The sequence below is a fragment of the Succinivibrio dextrinosolvens genome (genome assembly GCF_900116345.1).
Classification (GTDB): Bacteria; Pseudomonadota; Gammaproteobacteria; order Enterobacterales; family Succinivibrionaceae; genus Succinivibrio; species Succinivibrio dextrinosolvens_B.
In genome coordinates this window covers 1-14646 of sequence record NZ_FPAH01000017.1, presented here as the reverse complement: position 1 = coordinate 14646, position 14646 = coordinate 1, and the positions used below count along the sequence as shown (strand labels likewise).

Here is a 14646-nt window from a genome sequence, read left to right as displayed (position 1 = left end):
AACACAACAGTTTGGTAAAAAGTATATCACACGAACATAAATCTTTTGCTTAGATTTATCTGATATGTATTAAATTTTTCCTTTATGAATGCGTATTTTGTGATTAATGTGGAATTGAAAGTTGGAGTGATTATTCTTTTGTTTAGAATGTGGTTATTAATTTTTAAACGGTGATCACAAAGAAAGGATTCCGCAGAGGATCATATCCTCTGCAGAACTTAAAAATTTATGCAGAAACTCTCTTTGCAAAGATTCTTCGGAGTGCATCCTTGTATAAAGGAGATAACAGACCGATCAGAGCCAGAATCAGGAAGATAAAGCAGATCGGACTGGTTGCAAAAATTGATAGGGAGCCATCACTCATCATCAGCGAACCTGTAAAGTTCTGCTCTGCAAGCTTACCCAGAATAATACCGATAATTACTCCAGGAACTCCCATATCAAACTTATACATGAAGTAGCCGATTAAACCTGCTGCAAACATGATATAGACATCCTGCATGGAATTTGCGTATGAGTAGGTTCCGATTACAGCCATTACTGCAATGATAGGCAGCAGGAATACCATTGGAATCATGGTTACCTTGGAGAACAGTCTGATTAGAGAGAATCCGAAAAAGCCCATTACGAAATTGGCAATCATTAGTCCCAGAAAAACGGTATATACATCCACTGCATGATTTATAAAAAGCAGAGGACCAGGCTGAATACCGTGAACCATCAGCGCACCAAGGATAATGGCTGTGGCTCCATCACCAGGAATGCCCAGAGTTAAAACAGGAATAAAGGCTCCGCCTACAATGGAGTTGTTTCCTGACTCAGATGCGGCAATGCCACGAGGGTCTCCCTTGCCGAATTTTGATTTATCCTTGGCCCAGGTCTTGGCCTGGTTGTAGCAGATCCAGGAGCTGATATCTCCACCTGTTCCTGGTACACATCCTATGAAGGTTCCTATGGCAGATGATCTGACAAGGGTAGGAGAGATAAGTTTCATATCCTCACATTTTGGATAGACACTATCAATTGTAATTTTCTGTGCAGTCGTAGATTTATGGTACATTTCCTCTGCATTGATAAACACCTGTGTCAGAGCAAAGAGACCAATCAGAATAGGCATAAAGGAAATACCACCGGAAAGATACAGAGTTCCAAAGGTAAAACGCTCCATACCGCTCATCGGATCAAGACCTATAGTTGCAATCCACAGACCGACAAGACAGCCGATAATACCCTTCAGGATTGATCCCGGTGCAACCGAGGTAATCATGCTGATACCAAAAATTGCCAGTGCAAAATACTCCGGTTTTGAAAACTGAAGAGCAACCTTGGCAAGCATTGGAGCAAAAAGGACCAGACATACAGTTGAAAAAATACCGCCAAAGGTTGAGGCAGTTGTAGAGATAGCCAGAGCTCTTCCTGGCTGACCTCCCCTTGCCATAGGATAGCCATCTAGAGTCGTTGCAGCTGAGGCTGGAGTTCCTGGAGTCTTTAAAAGAATTGCTGTAATTGAACCACCGTAGATAGCGCCGCAGTAAATGCCTAAAAGCATTATAATACCGTGCCAGCCACCCACAGAAAATGTAATAGGAAACAGTAGAGCCAGGCCCATGTTTACAGATAAACCGGGCATTGCGCCCACAAAAATACCGACTGCTGTACCTACTGCCAGAAGACCAAGGTTTTCAAAGGTAACAAGAATACCTAAAGCTTGAATAATCGAATCCATCGTCTAGCTCCAGAAAATCGGTAAAGGTAAATTTATATGCAGCGATAAGGAAAAGATCACATAGATAAAAGCCAGAAATGCCAGAGCCACACTAATGATTGTAGAAGATCTGCGCATTCCCAGAAGATACATACAGGCACACATGAAGAGAAAAGCATCAAGATAAAAGCCCAGTATCTGTAAAAGAAGAACAAAGGCACCAAAGAGGACCATTAGCTTATAGGCCTGAAGATTAGCTTTTTCTCCGAGACGAACCTGAATTGCAGTGAATTCGTGTGAATGGTATAGGGTATCGGCAACAATCAGCACTGCTACAACAACCAATCCCACACCTAGAATAAAGGACCAGAAGCCGGCTCCTGGACCAAACATTGTCATACTGATTCCGTAACCATAGGATGTATACGCAATCATCGATCCTATAACAAGTGTAACTGCGGCTACAATCAGATTGCAGCTTTTCATGGTGATCATGAATTAAACCTCCTTATGTACGAAATCAGTATGTATCTTATTGTATTTAATTATTTTTTCTGAATCTGAGCTAAGAACTCAGCATACATTGCATCGTCATCCTTCATCATCTTGTTGGCTTCTTCGCCCACAATATTGGTTGGGTCGATACCCTGCTTTAAGAAGTACTCAACAAATTCAGGTGAGTTTGCAACCTTGGTTGCTGAAGCACGCAGAACATCCAGAACATCCTTAGGGGTATTCTTAGGTGCTACCAGTGTTGCCCATGCACGGATGGTCATGTCATGTCCAAGCTCACGGAAGGTTGGAACATTAGGGAACATCTTGGTACGCTCTGCAGACATCACAGCTAGAATCTTCAGTTTACCAGCTTCAATCTGGCTCTTGAAGGATGAAGGATCAGCCAGGGTACCCTGAATGTGATTTCCTGCCATTGCAGCTGCAATATCAGCAGTACCGTTTGGATAAGGAATATGCTTTACCTTAACACCGAACTCCTTTTCAAAAGCTAAGGTAGCAATATGCCAGATAGCTCCGACACCTGAATTACCCATCATAACCTCACCAGGGTGCTTCTTCAGATAATCCACAAAATCATCCAGTGAGTTATATGGAGAATCCTGAGCTACGATTAGAGCTGCAGGAGCTGCGATAGGAGCAATGATAGACTCGTAATCATTGTATGACAGCTTAGTCTTGCCCTGATGAGGGAAGATATCCAGCTCAACGGTAACCATACCTAAGGTGTATCCGTCAGGTTTTGCAGCAGCAACATCTGCCATACCGACAATACCGTTTCCATCAGGCTTGTTTACAGGTAAGAACTTTACACTGAAATCCTTCTGCATCATGTTGATAACACCACGTGCAGTGGTATCGGTACCGCCACCAGGATTCTTAGGGATCACAACTGTAATATCCTTTTCAGGATATGCAGCATAGGCTGCAGAAGATACAGATAACAGGCCTAAAGATACTGCGGCAGCAGCAATCAGAGTCTTAGTCTTTAGCATATATGCTCCTTATGTAGTTAAACAAAATTGTATTTGTGAATACGTATGTTCGTTCTCTTGCTGGTATAGCTTATATAAAGAGAATTATTAAAAACTGACAGACATGGGTAGGAAAACTCAGCTTTCAAAGTTTCCAGAACCACAGCTTCATTAAAATCGACACCATTTTCAGAGGTGAACAGAGTCATTGGACTTCGCTCACCCCAGTTGCCTTCAACCGGATTACAGGCCAGAAATAATGTACCTTTGTAATAGGCTGTGGCAATACCGCTATTATTGTTTGGCATGTTAACAGCATAGGGTTTAGACCAGGTCTGACCTTCATCCATAGAATCAGATCGCAGCACCCTGCCGAAAGTTGAACGCAGAAGCATATGAACACCACTTTCATCTTCCCATAAGGCAGGCTGAATAATACCCTGTCCCCCATAAGACTGTTCACTTACTGCAATCTTTTTCTCACGCTCTCTGTCCCTAAACGCGCTCAGAGCATGATCTGCATAGATATCATCGCTCTTTTTAAGAGTCTTAAGATTATCATCACTGATATCAACAAATGAATGCCATTCTCCCTGTTCACTTGATGCAGGACAGAGGATTCTTCCTGATTTCAATCTTAATGGAGGATTTCTGACCGGACCTCTTCCTCCCCTGTCACCTTCTATCAGAAGTACAGGTTCAGTCCAGCTCTCTCCGCCATCAGAGGAATAGCATATATAGGTAGACCACTGGGCAATGACATTTCCTGCTTTAAAGAACATAGCTATCCTGTCATCACTGATTCTGAACAGTACAGGATTCCAGTGAGCCTCATCATTTACCTTTATAAAGCTATGCTTTCTGTATACACCGTTCTCCAGGATACACAGGTATATTCCCACATCGGCCTCACCTTCATAGGAACCTCCGAAAAAAGCGCATAAAAGACGAGCCTCGGTAACAGGCAGCACAGCAGAGGCATGACACATTCTGCATGGAAGTGTATCTATTGCGTATGTACTGTACTGATGGTCTAATCTCATAGCATACTCTGTCCTATCTGAACTGCCACATTCTGAAGCTTTGAAGCATATTTCCTGTACGAGGATGATGGAAAACGAAGACTTGGTCCGGTGATACTTACTGCACCAAGCACCTGTCCCTGATGATTAAGTACAGGTACAGCCACACACTTTACACCATACTCGTGCTCCATGTTATCAACACTGTATCCATTGTTTCTGATTTTGTTAAGTTCATCTCTAAGCTTATGAGGATCTGTAATCGTATTGTCTGTGTATTTTTCTATAGGCTTAGATAACAGAACATCTATGTGGTCTTCAGGCATATAGGCCAGGATAGCCTTGCCTATTCCTGTACATACCAGCGGTGCAGTCATTCCCAGTACAGACTGATTTGCAACCGATGATTTAGGGAAAGCTCCGGAAAAATACATAACCTTAGAGCCATCAGGAACTCCATAGTAGGTTATTTCTCCAAGTTCATCAGTCAGATTCTGAAGTCTCTCTCTTATAAATTCCTGATTGGTAATTCTTGAACTGATCCTGTGAGCTATTTCCAGGAAATGAACTGATAGAGAATAACGATGACTGGATGGATCCTTCCTTACATAATTAAACTGTTCAAATGTATTTAAGATCTGATGAACATTACTCTTATATAAATCAAGGCTGTCTGCAATTTCTGAAATACCGTAGTCCTTCTGACCACTGGATAGTAATTCTAAAATCTGTAAAGCTTTAACTAGAGATTTCTGCATAATAGCCTCAGTTTAAAACACCCTTGTACAACATTAGATTAGCGTAAGGGGCACACTCTCCTGTAAGAATAATCAGCTGAGCCTTTGTGGATTCTTCATAGAAAGATGCTCTTGAATAACTGCCTAATAATTGACTGCGGTTATTATTATCTGCGCCCAATATCTCTGAATACTCCTGCCAGATAGGAGTTTTTACTCCCCGCCTTTCATCTTCGCTGTCAACTTCCATTACATATCCTGCATGCTCATGCAGATGATCAAGAGGAAAAACAGTCAGTAAAGCCTTAAGCATTTCACATATCGAGGTATCAGGTAAATGAATCAGGGTATGTCCAGAGGCAATTCTGTATGCAGGAAAATTTGCATCTGCCAGAACCAGACTGTCTCCATGTCCCATGGCACTAAGTGTATAGAGCATCTTTGGAGTGATAATCTTTGGAATACCCTTTAACATACTAAATTCCTTGTTGTTTCAGTAAGTTATATCTTATAAAGTACAGGCAGATCGTAAAGATCCACCTGTCAAAAGAGTCACATAACTACTTATACATTGGACCGTAGCACTGACATGCACGGTAATCCTGTCCTTCCTTGTCCATTCCGAATGAATTCCAGACTGTTGGTCTGAAAATCTTGTCATCAGGAACGTTGTGCATACATACAGGAATTCTCAGGATTGAACATAGGGTGATCAGATCAGCACCGATGTGACCGAAACTGATAGCACCATGGTTTGCGCCCCAGTTGTTCATAACATCATAGGCATTCTTGAATGGTCCTTTTTCACAGACTCTTGGAGTAAACCAGGTGCATGGCCAGGTATAATCGGTACGTTTCCAGATCTTGTCGGTTACGTCATCAGGAAGCTTTACTGTCCATCCTTCAACCAGCTGCAGTACAGGGCCTAAACCTTTGACAATATTAAGTCTTGCCATGGTTGCAGGCATTTCTGCCTTGGTCAGGAATCTTGAAGAATAACCGCCTCCACGGAAGTAGCCGTTATCAGCAGGACACCACTGGGTAGCTTTCAGACAGGCATCGATATCTTCCTGTGTCATTTCCCAGAAAGGCTTTACTGTAGGATTACCCTTTTCATCCTTAACCTCTCCGCAGTAATCAATAGCGCAGGCACCTGAGTTAATCAGATGGATAAAGCCACCAGCTTCCTTGGCATGACCTTCAACATCATAACCGGTGCAGCGTTTTACAGCCTCTGATGACCACATGGTTCTGACGTCAGCAAACATCTGAGCTCTGTTGGTCAGAAGCTTCTCCAAAAGCATAGTGGCACCGTTTAAGGTATCATTCTCTGTGGCAGTGATGAAAGTTTCACGGGCGCCTTCCCAGTCAAAGGATGTATTCAGCATAGCCTCTGCAAAGTCTGTATTTGGCCAGTGATCAGTCCACTGTCTCTGTCCCTGGAAACCACAGGCAATGGCATTAAAGCCCAGAGCCTCTTCACCAAACTTTTCAGGCAGGTTTGGATTGCCGCGCAGCAGATCCTTGATAATTACCATGGATTTAACCACGAACTCGAAGGATTTCTCGGCTTCTTCCTTTGACTTTCTTACAAACTCAGGATTCTTGTCAAAACCGATAGGACACTTTTCTTTTGCCCAGGCCAGAGCCTTCTGGTATTCCTTCTCATCATAGATACCCTCTTCCATGCGACGAAGCAGTTCCACCTCATCCACGGACTCGACTCTCATTCCCAGGTATTCCTCGAAGAAATCGATATTGACCATGGAGCCTGCAATACCCATGCAGGATGAACCAATCTGCAGATAGGCCTTGCCTCTCATGGTTGCAGCTGCAACTGCAGCACGGGCAAATCTTAAAATCTTTTCCTGTACATCTTCAGGAATATTCTTATCATCAGCTTCCTGAACGTGCTTTCCGTAAATACCGAATGCAGGTAAACCTTTCTGGGCATAGCCGGCTAAAACTGATGCCAGATAAACTGCACCAGGACGTTCGGTGGCATTAAGACCCCAGACACCTTTAATCGTCATAGGATCCATATCCATGGTTTCAGCGCCGTAACACCAGCAAGGGGTAACACTCAGAGTAATATCCACGCCTTCTTTCTTGAACTGGGCAGCACATTTTGCAGCTTCTGCGCCTCTACCGATACTTACCTCAGAAATAATGACCTTAACAGGCTCACCATTGGTATATCTTAAGTTGTCGCTAATCAGTTTCGCAGCAGCCTGAGCCATATTCATGGTCTGTTCTTCTAAAGACTGTCTTACGCCCAGAGGTCCTAAACGCGCATCGATAATGCGTCGGATACCTATGACAGGATATTTACCGATATAACGGTTTGTACTCATTGTTAACACTCCTTATAAAGCAACTCTATCTAAATAGATTTTGCATCGTTACAAAAGTAAACGTTAGTTAAAAATGCACAATGAATATAAGAATATTCACCATTTTTAAAAATATGATTAATTTTGTGAGGAAGTTCAGATTCTATAACACGGTTCAGTAATAAAGAATTTTTTGTGTTATGTTCAGTATTGAAAAACAGTTTTCTAAAAACTCAAGAATGATTATAAGGCAGTATTTACAGATACAGTCTTATTTAGTTATTTGAAATGTAAAGATAATTTTATTTTTACATTTTAAATCTTACTTAAAAATGCATTAAATTACCGGATAAAGAGTAAACAGTGAATAATGTTGGCGATTATCGGTAAAAACAGATATAAAAAAGACAATAAAAATTAAGAGATTGTCATATATTCACCATTTTTACGAGAATCTTTCATATGAATTCATGTAGCAATGCAATACAGGAAACCATTCTAAGAGGCTCTCCTGACTGTCCGTTTGAGTTCTATCATATTGATAAAACCCATCCTAAGTTTGCCATGACTTTTCATTATCATCTGGATTTTGAAATCATTCGTGTTTTAGCAGGAACATTCTCTCTATATATAAATGAGCGTCATTACGATTTAAAACCAGGTCAGTACATATTTATTGAAGGCGGAAAGGTTCACGGAGGAAAACCTGAGAACGAAGACTGTATTTATGAATGTGTGGTCTTTGATTTAAACCTGCTGTTTGATGACAGAACTCCAGGACACAGTTTCCTTAAGAAACTCTCTGAGCACAGTGTAGTTTTAAACGAAATATATTCAGAGCAGACCGACGAAGAAATTACCCGAGTCTTCGACAATGTGTTCGATTTCACCAATCCAAAACACAACAACGCAACCATAGCCTACGGCGCTCTGCTTTTAGCCTTTGGAAAAATCTACGACAAAGGACTTTACACCTCATATATAAGCCAGATCACCGGCAACTATACAAAACAGTTTGGAAGACTGCCAGTACTGTTCAGGTATCTTTATGACAACTTCCAGAGAGATATCTCATTAGATGAAATGGCTAACACTCTGGATCTCAGTCCCAAGTATTTCTGCAGATTCTTTAAACAGATAACAGGACTTCGACCTATTGAGTATCTGAACAATTTCAGACTGGAATGCGCCTCCATGAGACTGGCCACAGAAAATGAAAGCATCAATGAGATTGCCTACTCCTGCGGCTTTAAAGATCCTTGCTATTTTGCAAAGATCTTCAAGAACTTTAAGAAAATGAGTCCAAGTGAATACAGACGACTTTACTTCAGTCAGAATAAGATAGCAAATTAAGTTATATCAGTTTCAGATCCTGTGTCCAATCAAAAGCTTTGAACCTCTCCCAACGGAACAGGAGGTATCCAGTAAAACTTATTAAAAATTTCTTTTAGATCACAAATGTTTAATCAGCCTGCTCATAGGTGAATTTTAAACAATGTTTTGTGCAACAAATTCCTATCACCTGTTTCTCATTTCCGATTAGAGTTGATTCTGGATAGATAAAAAATGTTCTTTCCAGAAGAATCAGCTTTTATTCACAAGCCTTCTTCTTAACCATAAAAAAGAACAAAAACAACGAATTAAACAGACATACAATGGAGATTATTATCATGAAAAAAATCTTAACCCAAACAGTCCTTGCAGTCGCAGTCTGCGCCTTCTGTTCATCAGCAGCCTACAGTGCTGAATTCAAGGAAATGACCTTAAGACTAGCTCACACCGCAGCAACCTCTCATGCTCATCATAAAGCAGCAGAACAGTTTGCCAAGAATGTTAAGGAGAGAACCGGAGGAAAGGTTACTATTGAGGTTTATCCTGCAGGTGAACTTGGCGATCAGCCAGCTCTTGCAGAACAGATTACAATGAGTTCACTGGATATGGCCATCGTTTCTTTAGGAAATCTTGCCACCTACTCAAAGAAGCTGAATGCCATGACTGCTCCATTCCTGTTTGAAAACTATGATCATGCCCATAAGGTTATCGACAATTATGTAATGGACTGGATGAATGAAGGTCTATCCCAGCATGATGCTTATGGTTTATCCATGTTCGACTATGGTTTCAGACAGACTACCACCAAGGGTATCGTTGTTAACAGTGCAGAGGATCTTAAGGGTGTAAAGATCCGTGTTCCACCTTCAGCAGGTCTTCTGGCTGCCTTTGATGCAATCGGAGCCAATACCCAGAAGATTGCCTACTCAGAGCTTTATTCATCATTAAAGCAGGGTGTTGTTGACGGACAGGAGAATCCTGTTTTCACCATCTATGCCGATTCACTGTTTGAAACTCAGGACAATCTGGCTTTAACCAACCACTACTTTGACTGTCAGGCTCTGATTATCAACAAGGATGCCTATGATGCCCAGTCTGATGAGCTAAAACAGATCTTAAAGGAAGAAGCCATCAAGGCTCAGAATCTTACCCGTGAAGAAATCTCCGGAGGCGAAGCCAAGGTTATTGAAGAACTTAAGGGTAAGGGCATGAACGTTACTACTCCAAACAGACAGTCATTCATTGACAAGATGGCTCCTGCCTACAAGAAAATCGGCGAACTTGCCGGACAGGATGAAATGGACAAGCTGTTAAAGGCTGTTGCAGACAACAAATAAGATTATCTTTGTCTGTACAAACTGTTCGTAAATCTGTCATCACAGGGAAGGATGCTTTGTGATTACTTCACAGCTGACCTTCCCTGATTAAAAAGTCGGAACGTAATATGATCATGTTCTTTATCTTTGCAGGCGTACTGCTGCTTATGCTCATTGGTGTAAGTACAGCTGTTACCATGGGTTTTACCTCGCTTGCAACCTTTCTTCTGGCTGGAGGCGGAGTAGAAAAATTATTCCTCATTCCCCAGCGTATGTACGATCAGGTGTCCGGTATTACCCTGATGTCCATTCCTTTTTTCCTTTTAATGGGAAACTTCATGAATGTGGGCGGAGTATCCGGCAGTCTTTTTGGATTCGGAAGAGCCTGTCTTGGTCATAGATGGGGAGGCCTGTCCAATGCTGCGATTGCAGCCTGTATGGTAATGGCCGCAATGTCAGGTTCAGCCGCAGCCTGTGCCGCAGGCATCGGTATGATAGCCATAGGTGAGATGTCAAAGTGCGGTTATGGAAAACCATTCTGCTGTGCAACCATTGCCGCAGGTGGAGCTCTAGGTCCGATTATTCCGCCAAGCATCACCCTGATTCTGTATGCAGGACTGACTCAGACCTCTGTTAATTCCCTGTTTGCAGCAGGAATCATTCCTGGTCTGCTGCTGGGTATCGGCTTTATGTCCTGGTCATCATATGTAAGCTACAAAAACGGTTATGCCAAAGAAGATCCTGTACCATGGATTGAACGCTATGATGCCTTCAAGAAAGCCTTTCTGGCACTTATGACTCCGGTTATTGTAATAGGCGGTATGTTTGCAGGCCTGTTCACAGCAACAGAAGCTGCAGCCGTTGCCAGCTTCTATGTAATGGTTTTAGGCTTCTTTGTTTACCACACACTGCATATCAGAGATTTACCAAAGATATTCTGGGAAACAGTAGAACAGACCTCAAAGGTTATGTATATTATCGCAACTGCGGGCTTTTTCCAGTACGTACTGCTCTATACACGTATTCCTCAGCAGGCAATTGCCTTTATTTCCGAGAGCTTCACCTCCATTATTCCAGTGCTGCTGATTATCATTCTGGTACTTGTTCTAATGGGCTGCTTCATGGAAGGAACCGCAATTCTGCTGATTACCGTACCAATCTTTGTTCCTCTGGCAAAAGCATTCCATTATGACGTGGTTCAGATGGGTATCGTAATGTGCATTTCTCTTGCGGTAGGTGTTCTGACGCCTCCGGTGGGACTGAATCTGTATGTTATGGCTTCTATTACCGGAGAGAAGGTTATGGCGATTGCCAAGCAGGCGGTTGGCTATGTTCTGATCATGATTGCAGTGGCAATACTGGTAGCTTTCTGCGGACCTGTAACACTAGGTCTTGGACATCTAATCAACTGAGGATGAGATATGAACACAGTATTAAATCTGCTTAAGAGCATAGATGCTATAGTCAGCAAGGTAACACGCCTTATCTGCATAGTATCTATGATGATCATCTTTGTGATGTTCCTTCTGAACGTATTCGTTAGATTTGTGCCTATATACAACTTCACACAGACAGATGAATGGACACAGCTGTTCCTTGTATGGGTGATTTTCTTCGGAGCACAGGAACTGGTAAGAACCAGAGGTCATTTTATTGTGGATGTGATAACTGACAGGATAGTCGGCACCCCTGCCGGCAAGATCTGCAGAATCATCTCCACAATTATTGAATGCATAATGTACGCAACCATATGCTACTACGGCTTTGTTCTGGTCATGAGAGCTCAGTCATACATGCTCACCATCACCTGGCTGCAGAAGAAGTACTTTTACATGGTAATTCCTGTAAGTGCCTTCTTCATGACCTGTTATTCTCTAAGAGATATAGTACAGGCCTTTAAACTGCCTTGGAGAGCAGAGAAAAAGCCTGTTTTATAGATATTGATCTTCAATGTATATTGGTATTAACACAGCAAACGAGCTGGTTTGCTGTGTTTTTTTACCTTTTAGAATGGCAGATCGTCTGAGTCATCACCATCCACAACAATGGATGGTCCTGGATTTGATGAAACCGGATTCTGATTTATAAAGGCGGAATCATTCAGAAATGATGGCTGTGCAGAAGGATTTCCGTATGGAGAATTATCATTCTGAACAGGATTATTTCTAAAACTGTTATTCTGAGATGAGAAGGAATCACTCTCAGAGTGAGACTTTGATGGACCAAGCATCTGCAGTTCATCTGCAACAATCTCGGTAACACTCTTCTTTACATTCTGCTTATCGGTAAATGATCTGGTGCGAAGTTTACCTTCCACATACACCAGTGAACCTTTATGCAGCCATTTCTGTGCAATTTCGGCCAGTCTTCCCCATAAAACCACACGATGCCACTCGGCAATCTCTGTCATCTGGCCAGATTCAGCATTGCGACGAACTTCGTTTGTAACCATTGATACATTGGCAACTGCAGTACCTGAACCTGTTGTTCTAAATACAGGTTCATCTCCAAGATTACCAATCAGAATTACTTTATTAACTCCACGAGTCATATTAAATCCTTAACAAAAACACCGACCTTTGAGATGCAATCTTTCTGGTACGGATAAATGAAAATTATTAGCCTGTACATTATTGCATTGAAATTTTTTACCCTGCATTTAAGCGTATCCAAAAATACCATCTTACAGAGCACTGCGTTTAGCTTAAAACTTTTTTCTTTTTTATTTCAATAAGATTAGTGCAGATTTGTGCGGTAAATTTTTTTTATCTTTGCCACCTGAATTCACCTTTTTTAGCGAGAGCAAGTCAATAAACAATTCTGAGACTAGAAAATATTAGTCAGAAAATATTCTGATGGGGTGAATCGGTAAAAATCTACTATAATTATATTGAATCATATTTCATTGAAGTATAATTCAATGAAATGTAATTCAATGAAAGATAATTCAATAAATTGTAGTTTACAGAGAATCAGGTAGTTAATCATGAGTGAATTTATTGGCCGTAAACGCGAACTTGAAACCATGAACAATTTGTATAACCGATCTGGTTTTCAAATGACTGTTATGTATGGAAGGAGACGAGTCGGTAAGTCCACCCTTCTTCAACATTTTATTGAAGGTAAAAAAGCAATATTTTACACAGCAGTAAGAACTAGCCCGCAACGTAATCTTGAACTTCTTGGTGCTCGAGTTATTGAAGCGTTGGCTCCTGATTTAAAAGAGTTCTCTTTCAAATCCTATGACCAGTTATTTTCTTTCCTCGGAGAAAAGTGTAAGGACGAGCGTATCGTTTTTATTTTAGATGAATTCCCATATATGGCAGAGTCATATAAATCTCTTTTATCTGTTTTGCAAAAATATATTGATACCTCGTGGCTGAACGGAAATATGTATCTGTTTATCTGTGGTTCATCTGTCAGTTTTATGGAAGATGAAGTCCTCAGTGAAAAAAGTCCTCTTTTTGGACGACGTACTTCCCAGATAGCCCTTAAGCCTTTTGACTACAGAGAGTCTGCCTTATTTGTTCCAGATTATTCTTCAGAAGAAAAAGCCATTGTCTATGGAGTAACAGGAGGTATAGCCAAATATTTATCTTTGTTTGATAAAAAGCTTTCACTTGATGAAAATCTCATTGAGTTATTTTTCTCAAATCATGGATATATGTATGAAGAACCGGTTAATCTCCTAAGTCAGGAATTTAGAAATATCAGTTCATATTCGGCTGTAATTGAGGCAATTGCATCTGGAAGGACAAGATTAAATGAGATTGCAGATCTGACAAAGATTGATGCCTCTACAGTCTCACATGCTATTAAAAATCTGGTAGAAACTGGAATTTTAAAAAAGGAATTTGCTATTACTGAAGAAAATAATAAGAAAAAGATCAGATACAGTTTATCAGATCATATGTTTAGGTTCTGGTTTCAGTTCATAGCTCCATACATGGATGTTATATCCTTAGGCGAAGGTCGATTACATTATGAGAATATTGTAAAGCCTCGTATATCACAGTATATGGGAGAGGTGTTTGAAGACATGTGTCGCTATTATACTTTGCTTTTAGGGGTAAAAAATAAACTCCCTTGTCTTATAACCAAAACAGGTAAATGGTGGGGAACGAATCCAAATAAAAAGGAAGAAACTGATATCGATGTAGTTGGATTAGATCTTATAAACAAGAATGCGGTTTTAGGAGAATGTAAATTCAAAAACGAACTGCTTGATAAAAAGGTTTTTGAAAGCTTAAAAGAGCGACTTGGATTGATTGATTCCAGATACAAAACAGTCAAGTTTTTATTATTTTCTAAAAGCGGTTTTTCAGACTGGATTATAGAGAATAAAGATAAAGAGGATATTATTACTATAGATTTGAACAAAATGTATTCTAATGACCTTTCCTTATAACAAAACAAAATAGTAGAGAAAGGAAACCGTCAACCCTAACCTCCGTACACCCTAGTTTTAAACTAGGGTGATTATTCTCACAAATCTCCTAAATATTCTTTTTATTCCACTGTTTTTTAAGATTTTTTCTTTATCTATTTCTATTTTTGTTATATCATAGTCCATAATATATTTTAATGGACTATTTGTATGACAGACACTCCTGATATCAAATGGAATTACTCCAGCTATACCGACAAAATGGGTAGAACCTACATCATCTCTTATTACAATAAATGGGACCCTGTTAAGAAACAGTCTCGAGTT

At 40.7% G+C, this 14646-nt stretch carries 13 protein-coding genes; 5 read left to right on the top strand and 8 right to left on the bottom strand.

The window, feature by feature from the left end; all coding sequences use genetic code 11:
- Positions 1 to 226: 226 nt before the first annotated feature.
- The 7 genes from BM308_RS06930 to BM308_RS06900 form a co-directional block, all read right to left on the bottom strand.
- Entirely contained in the window at positions 227 to 1726 is a 1500-nt protein-coding gene (locus tag BM308_RS06930; protein ID WP_074944003.1) for a tripartite tricarboxylate transporter permease, read from the bottom strand.
- A 3-nt stretch (positions 1727 to 1729) separates the two neighbouring features.
- Positions 1730 to 2200, bottom strand: coding sequence for a tripartite tricarboxylate transporter TctB family protein (locus BM308_RS06925; protein ID WP_074944002.1), 471 nt, complete (start codon positions 2198 to 2200; stop codon positions 1730 to 1732).
- 50 nt (positions 2201 to 2250) lie between these two features.
- A complete protein-coding gene (locus BM308_RS06920) occupies positions 2251 to 3213 on the bottom strand; it encodes a Bug family tripartite tricarboxylate transporter substrate binding protein (RefSeq protein WP_074944000.1) in 963 nt (320 codons plus the stop codon).
- 17 nt (positions 3214 to 3230) lie between these two features.
- Positions 3231 to 4235, bottom strand: coding sequence for an exo-alpha-sialidase (locus BM308_RS06915; RefSeq protein WP_074943998.1), 1005 nt, complete (start codon positions 4233 to 4235; stop codon positions 3231 to 3233).
- Positions 4232 to 4972 (bottom strand): IclR family transcriptional regulator, encoded by a 741-nt coding sequence (locus tag BM308_RS06910; protein ID WP_074943997.1) that lies wholly within the window; start codon positions 4970 to 4972, stop codon positions 4232 to 4234. The genes BM308_RS06915 and BM308_RS06910 overlap by 4 nt, the downstream gene beginning before the upstream one ends.
- 7 nt (positions 4973 to 4979) lie before the next feature.
- Positions 4980 to 5426, bottom strand: a complete 447-nt coding sequence (locus tag BM308_RS06905) for an RbsD/FucU family protein (RefSeq protein WP_074943995.1) — start codon at positions 5424 to 5426, stop codon at positions 4980 to 4982.
- An 85-nt stretch (positions 5427 to 5511) separates the two neighbouring features.
- Entirely contained in the window at positions 5512 to 7305 is a 1794-nt protein-coding gene (locus tag BM308_RS06900) for an L-fucose isomerase (protein ID WP_074943994.1), read from the bottom strand.
- 441 nt (positions 7306 to 7746) lie between these two features.
- On the opposite strand from BM308_RS06900, the gene BM308_RS06895 reads away from it, so the two are divergent.
- The 4 genes from BM308_RS06895 to BM308_RS06880 all read left to right on the top strand — a co-directional run bounded on the left by BM308_RS06895 (position 7747) and on the right by BM308_RS06880 (position 11869).
- Entirely contained in the window at positions 7747 to 8637 is an 891-nt protein-coding gene (locus BM308_RS06895; RefSeq protein WP_074943992.1) for an AraC family transcriptional regulator, read from the top strand.
- A gap of 317 nt (positions 8638 to 8954) precedes the next feature.
- Complete coding sequence (locus BM308_RS06890) at positions 8955 to 9953, top strand: TRAP transporter substrate-binding protein (RefSeq protein ID WP_074943991.1); 999 nt, start codon at positions 8955 to 8957, stop codon at positions 9951 to 9953.
- A 107-nt stretch (positions 9954 to 10060) separates the two neighbouring features.
- Positions 10061 to 11344, top strand: a complete 1284-nt coding sequence (locus tag BM308_RS06885; RefSeq protein ID WP_074943989.1) for a TRAP transporter large permease — start codon at positions 10061 to 10063, stop codon at positions 11342 to 11344.
- A 9-nt stretch (positions 11345 to 11353) separates the two neighbouring features.
- A complete protein-coding gene (locus BM308_RS06880) occupies positions 11354 to 11869 on the top strand; it encodes a TRAP transporter small permease (RefSeq protein WP_074943987.1) in 516 nt (171 codons plus the stop codon).
- A gap of 68 nt (positions 11870 to 11937) precedes the next feature.
- Here the strand turns inward: BM308_RS06880 and BM308_RS06875 are convergent, their stop codons facing one another.
- A complete protein-coding gene (locus BM308_RS06875; RefSeq protein WP_074943986.1) occupies positions 11938 to 12483 on the bottom strand; it encodes a single-stranded DNA-binding protein in 546 nt (181 codons plus the stop codon).
- Between the two features lie 435 nt (positions 12484 to 12918).
- Between BM308_RS06875 and BM308_RS06870 the strand changes: the two genes are divergently transcribed.
- Positions 12919 to 14340, top strand: a complete 1422-nt coding sequence (locus BM308_RS06870; protein ID WP_074943984.1) for an ATP-binding protein — start codon at positions 12919 to 12921, stop codon at positions 14338 to 14340.
- The last annotated feature ends 306 nt before the right edge of the window (positions 14341 to 14646 follow it).

Bases quoted from the DNA above. Each gene is read 5' to 3' on its own strand.
- BM308_RS06930 (WP_074944003.1), bottom strand. From the start codon at position 1,726: ATGGATTCGATTATTCAAGCTTTAGGTATTCTTGTTACCTTTGAAAAC.
- BM308_RS06925 (WP_074944002.1), bottom strand. From the start codon at position 2,200: ATGATCACCATGAAAAGCTGCAATCTGATTGTAGCCGCAGTTACACTT.
- BM308_RS06920 (WP_074944000.1), bottom strand. From the start codon at position 3,213: ATGCTAAAGACTAAGACTCTGATTGCTGCTGCCGCAGTATCTTTAGGC.
- BM308_RS06915 (WP_074943998.1), bottom strand. From the start codon at position 4,235: ATGAGATTAGACCATCAGTACAGTACATACGCAATAGATACACTTCCA.
- BM308_RS06910 (WP_074943997.1), bottom strand. From the start codon at position 4,972: ATGCAGAAATCTCTAGTTAAAGCTTTACAGATTTTAGAATTACTATCC.
- BM308_RS06905 (WP_074943995.1), bottom strand. From the start codon at position 5,426: ATGTTAAAGGGTATTCCAAAGATTATCACTCCAAAGATGCTCTATACA.
- BM308_RS06900 (WP_074943994.1), bottom strand. From the start codon at position 7,305: ATGAGTACAAACCGTTATATCGGTAAATATCCTGTCATAGGTATCCGA.
- BM308_RS06895 (WP_074943992.1), top strand. From the start codon at position 7,747: ATGAATTCATGTAGCAATGCAATACAGGAAACCATTCTAAGAGGCTCT.
- BM308_RS06890 (WP_074943991.1), top strand. From the start codon at position 8,955: ATGAAAAAAATCTTAACCCAAACAGTCCTTGCAGTCGCAGTCTGCGCC.
- BM308_RS06885 (WP_074943989.1), top strand. From the start codon at position 10,061: ATGATCATGTTCTTTATCTTTGCAGGCGTACTGCTGCTTATGCTCATT.
- BM308_RS06880 (WP_074943987.1), top strand. From the start codon at position 11,354: ATGAACACAGTATTAAATCTGCTTAAGAGCATAGATGCTATAGTCAGC.
- BM308_RS06875 (WP_074943986.1), bottom strand. From the start codon at position 12,483: ATGACTCGTGGAGTTAATAAAGTAATTCTGATTGGTAATCTTGGAGAT.
- BM308_RS06870 (WP_074943984.1), top strand. From the start codon at position 12,919: ATGAGTGAATTTATTGGCCGTAAACGCGAACTTGAAACCATGAACAAT.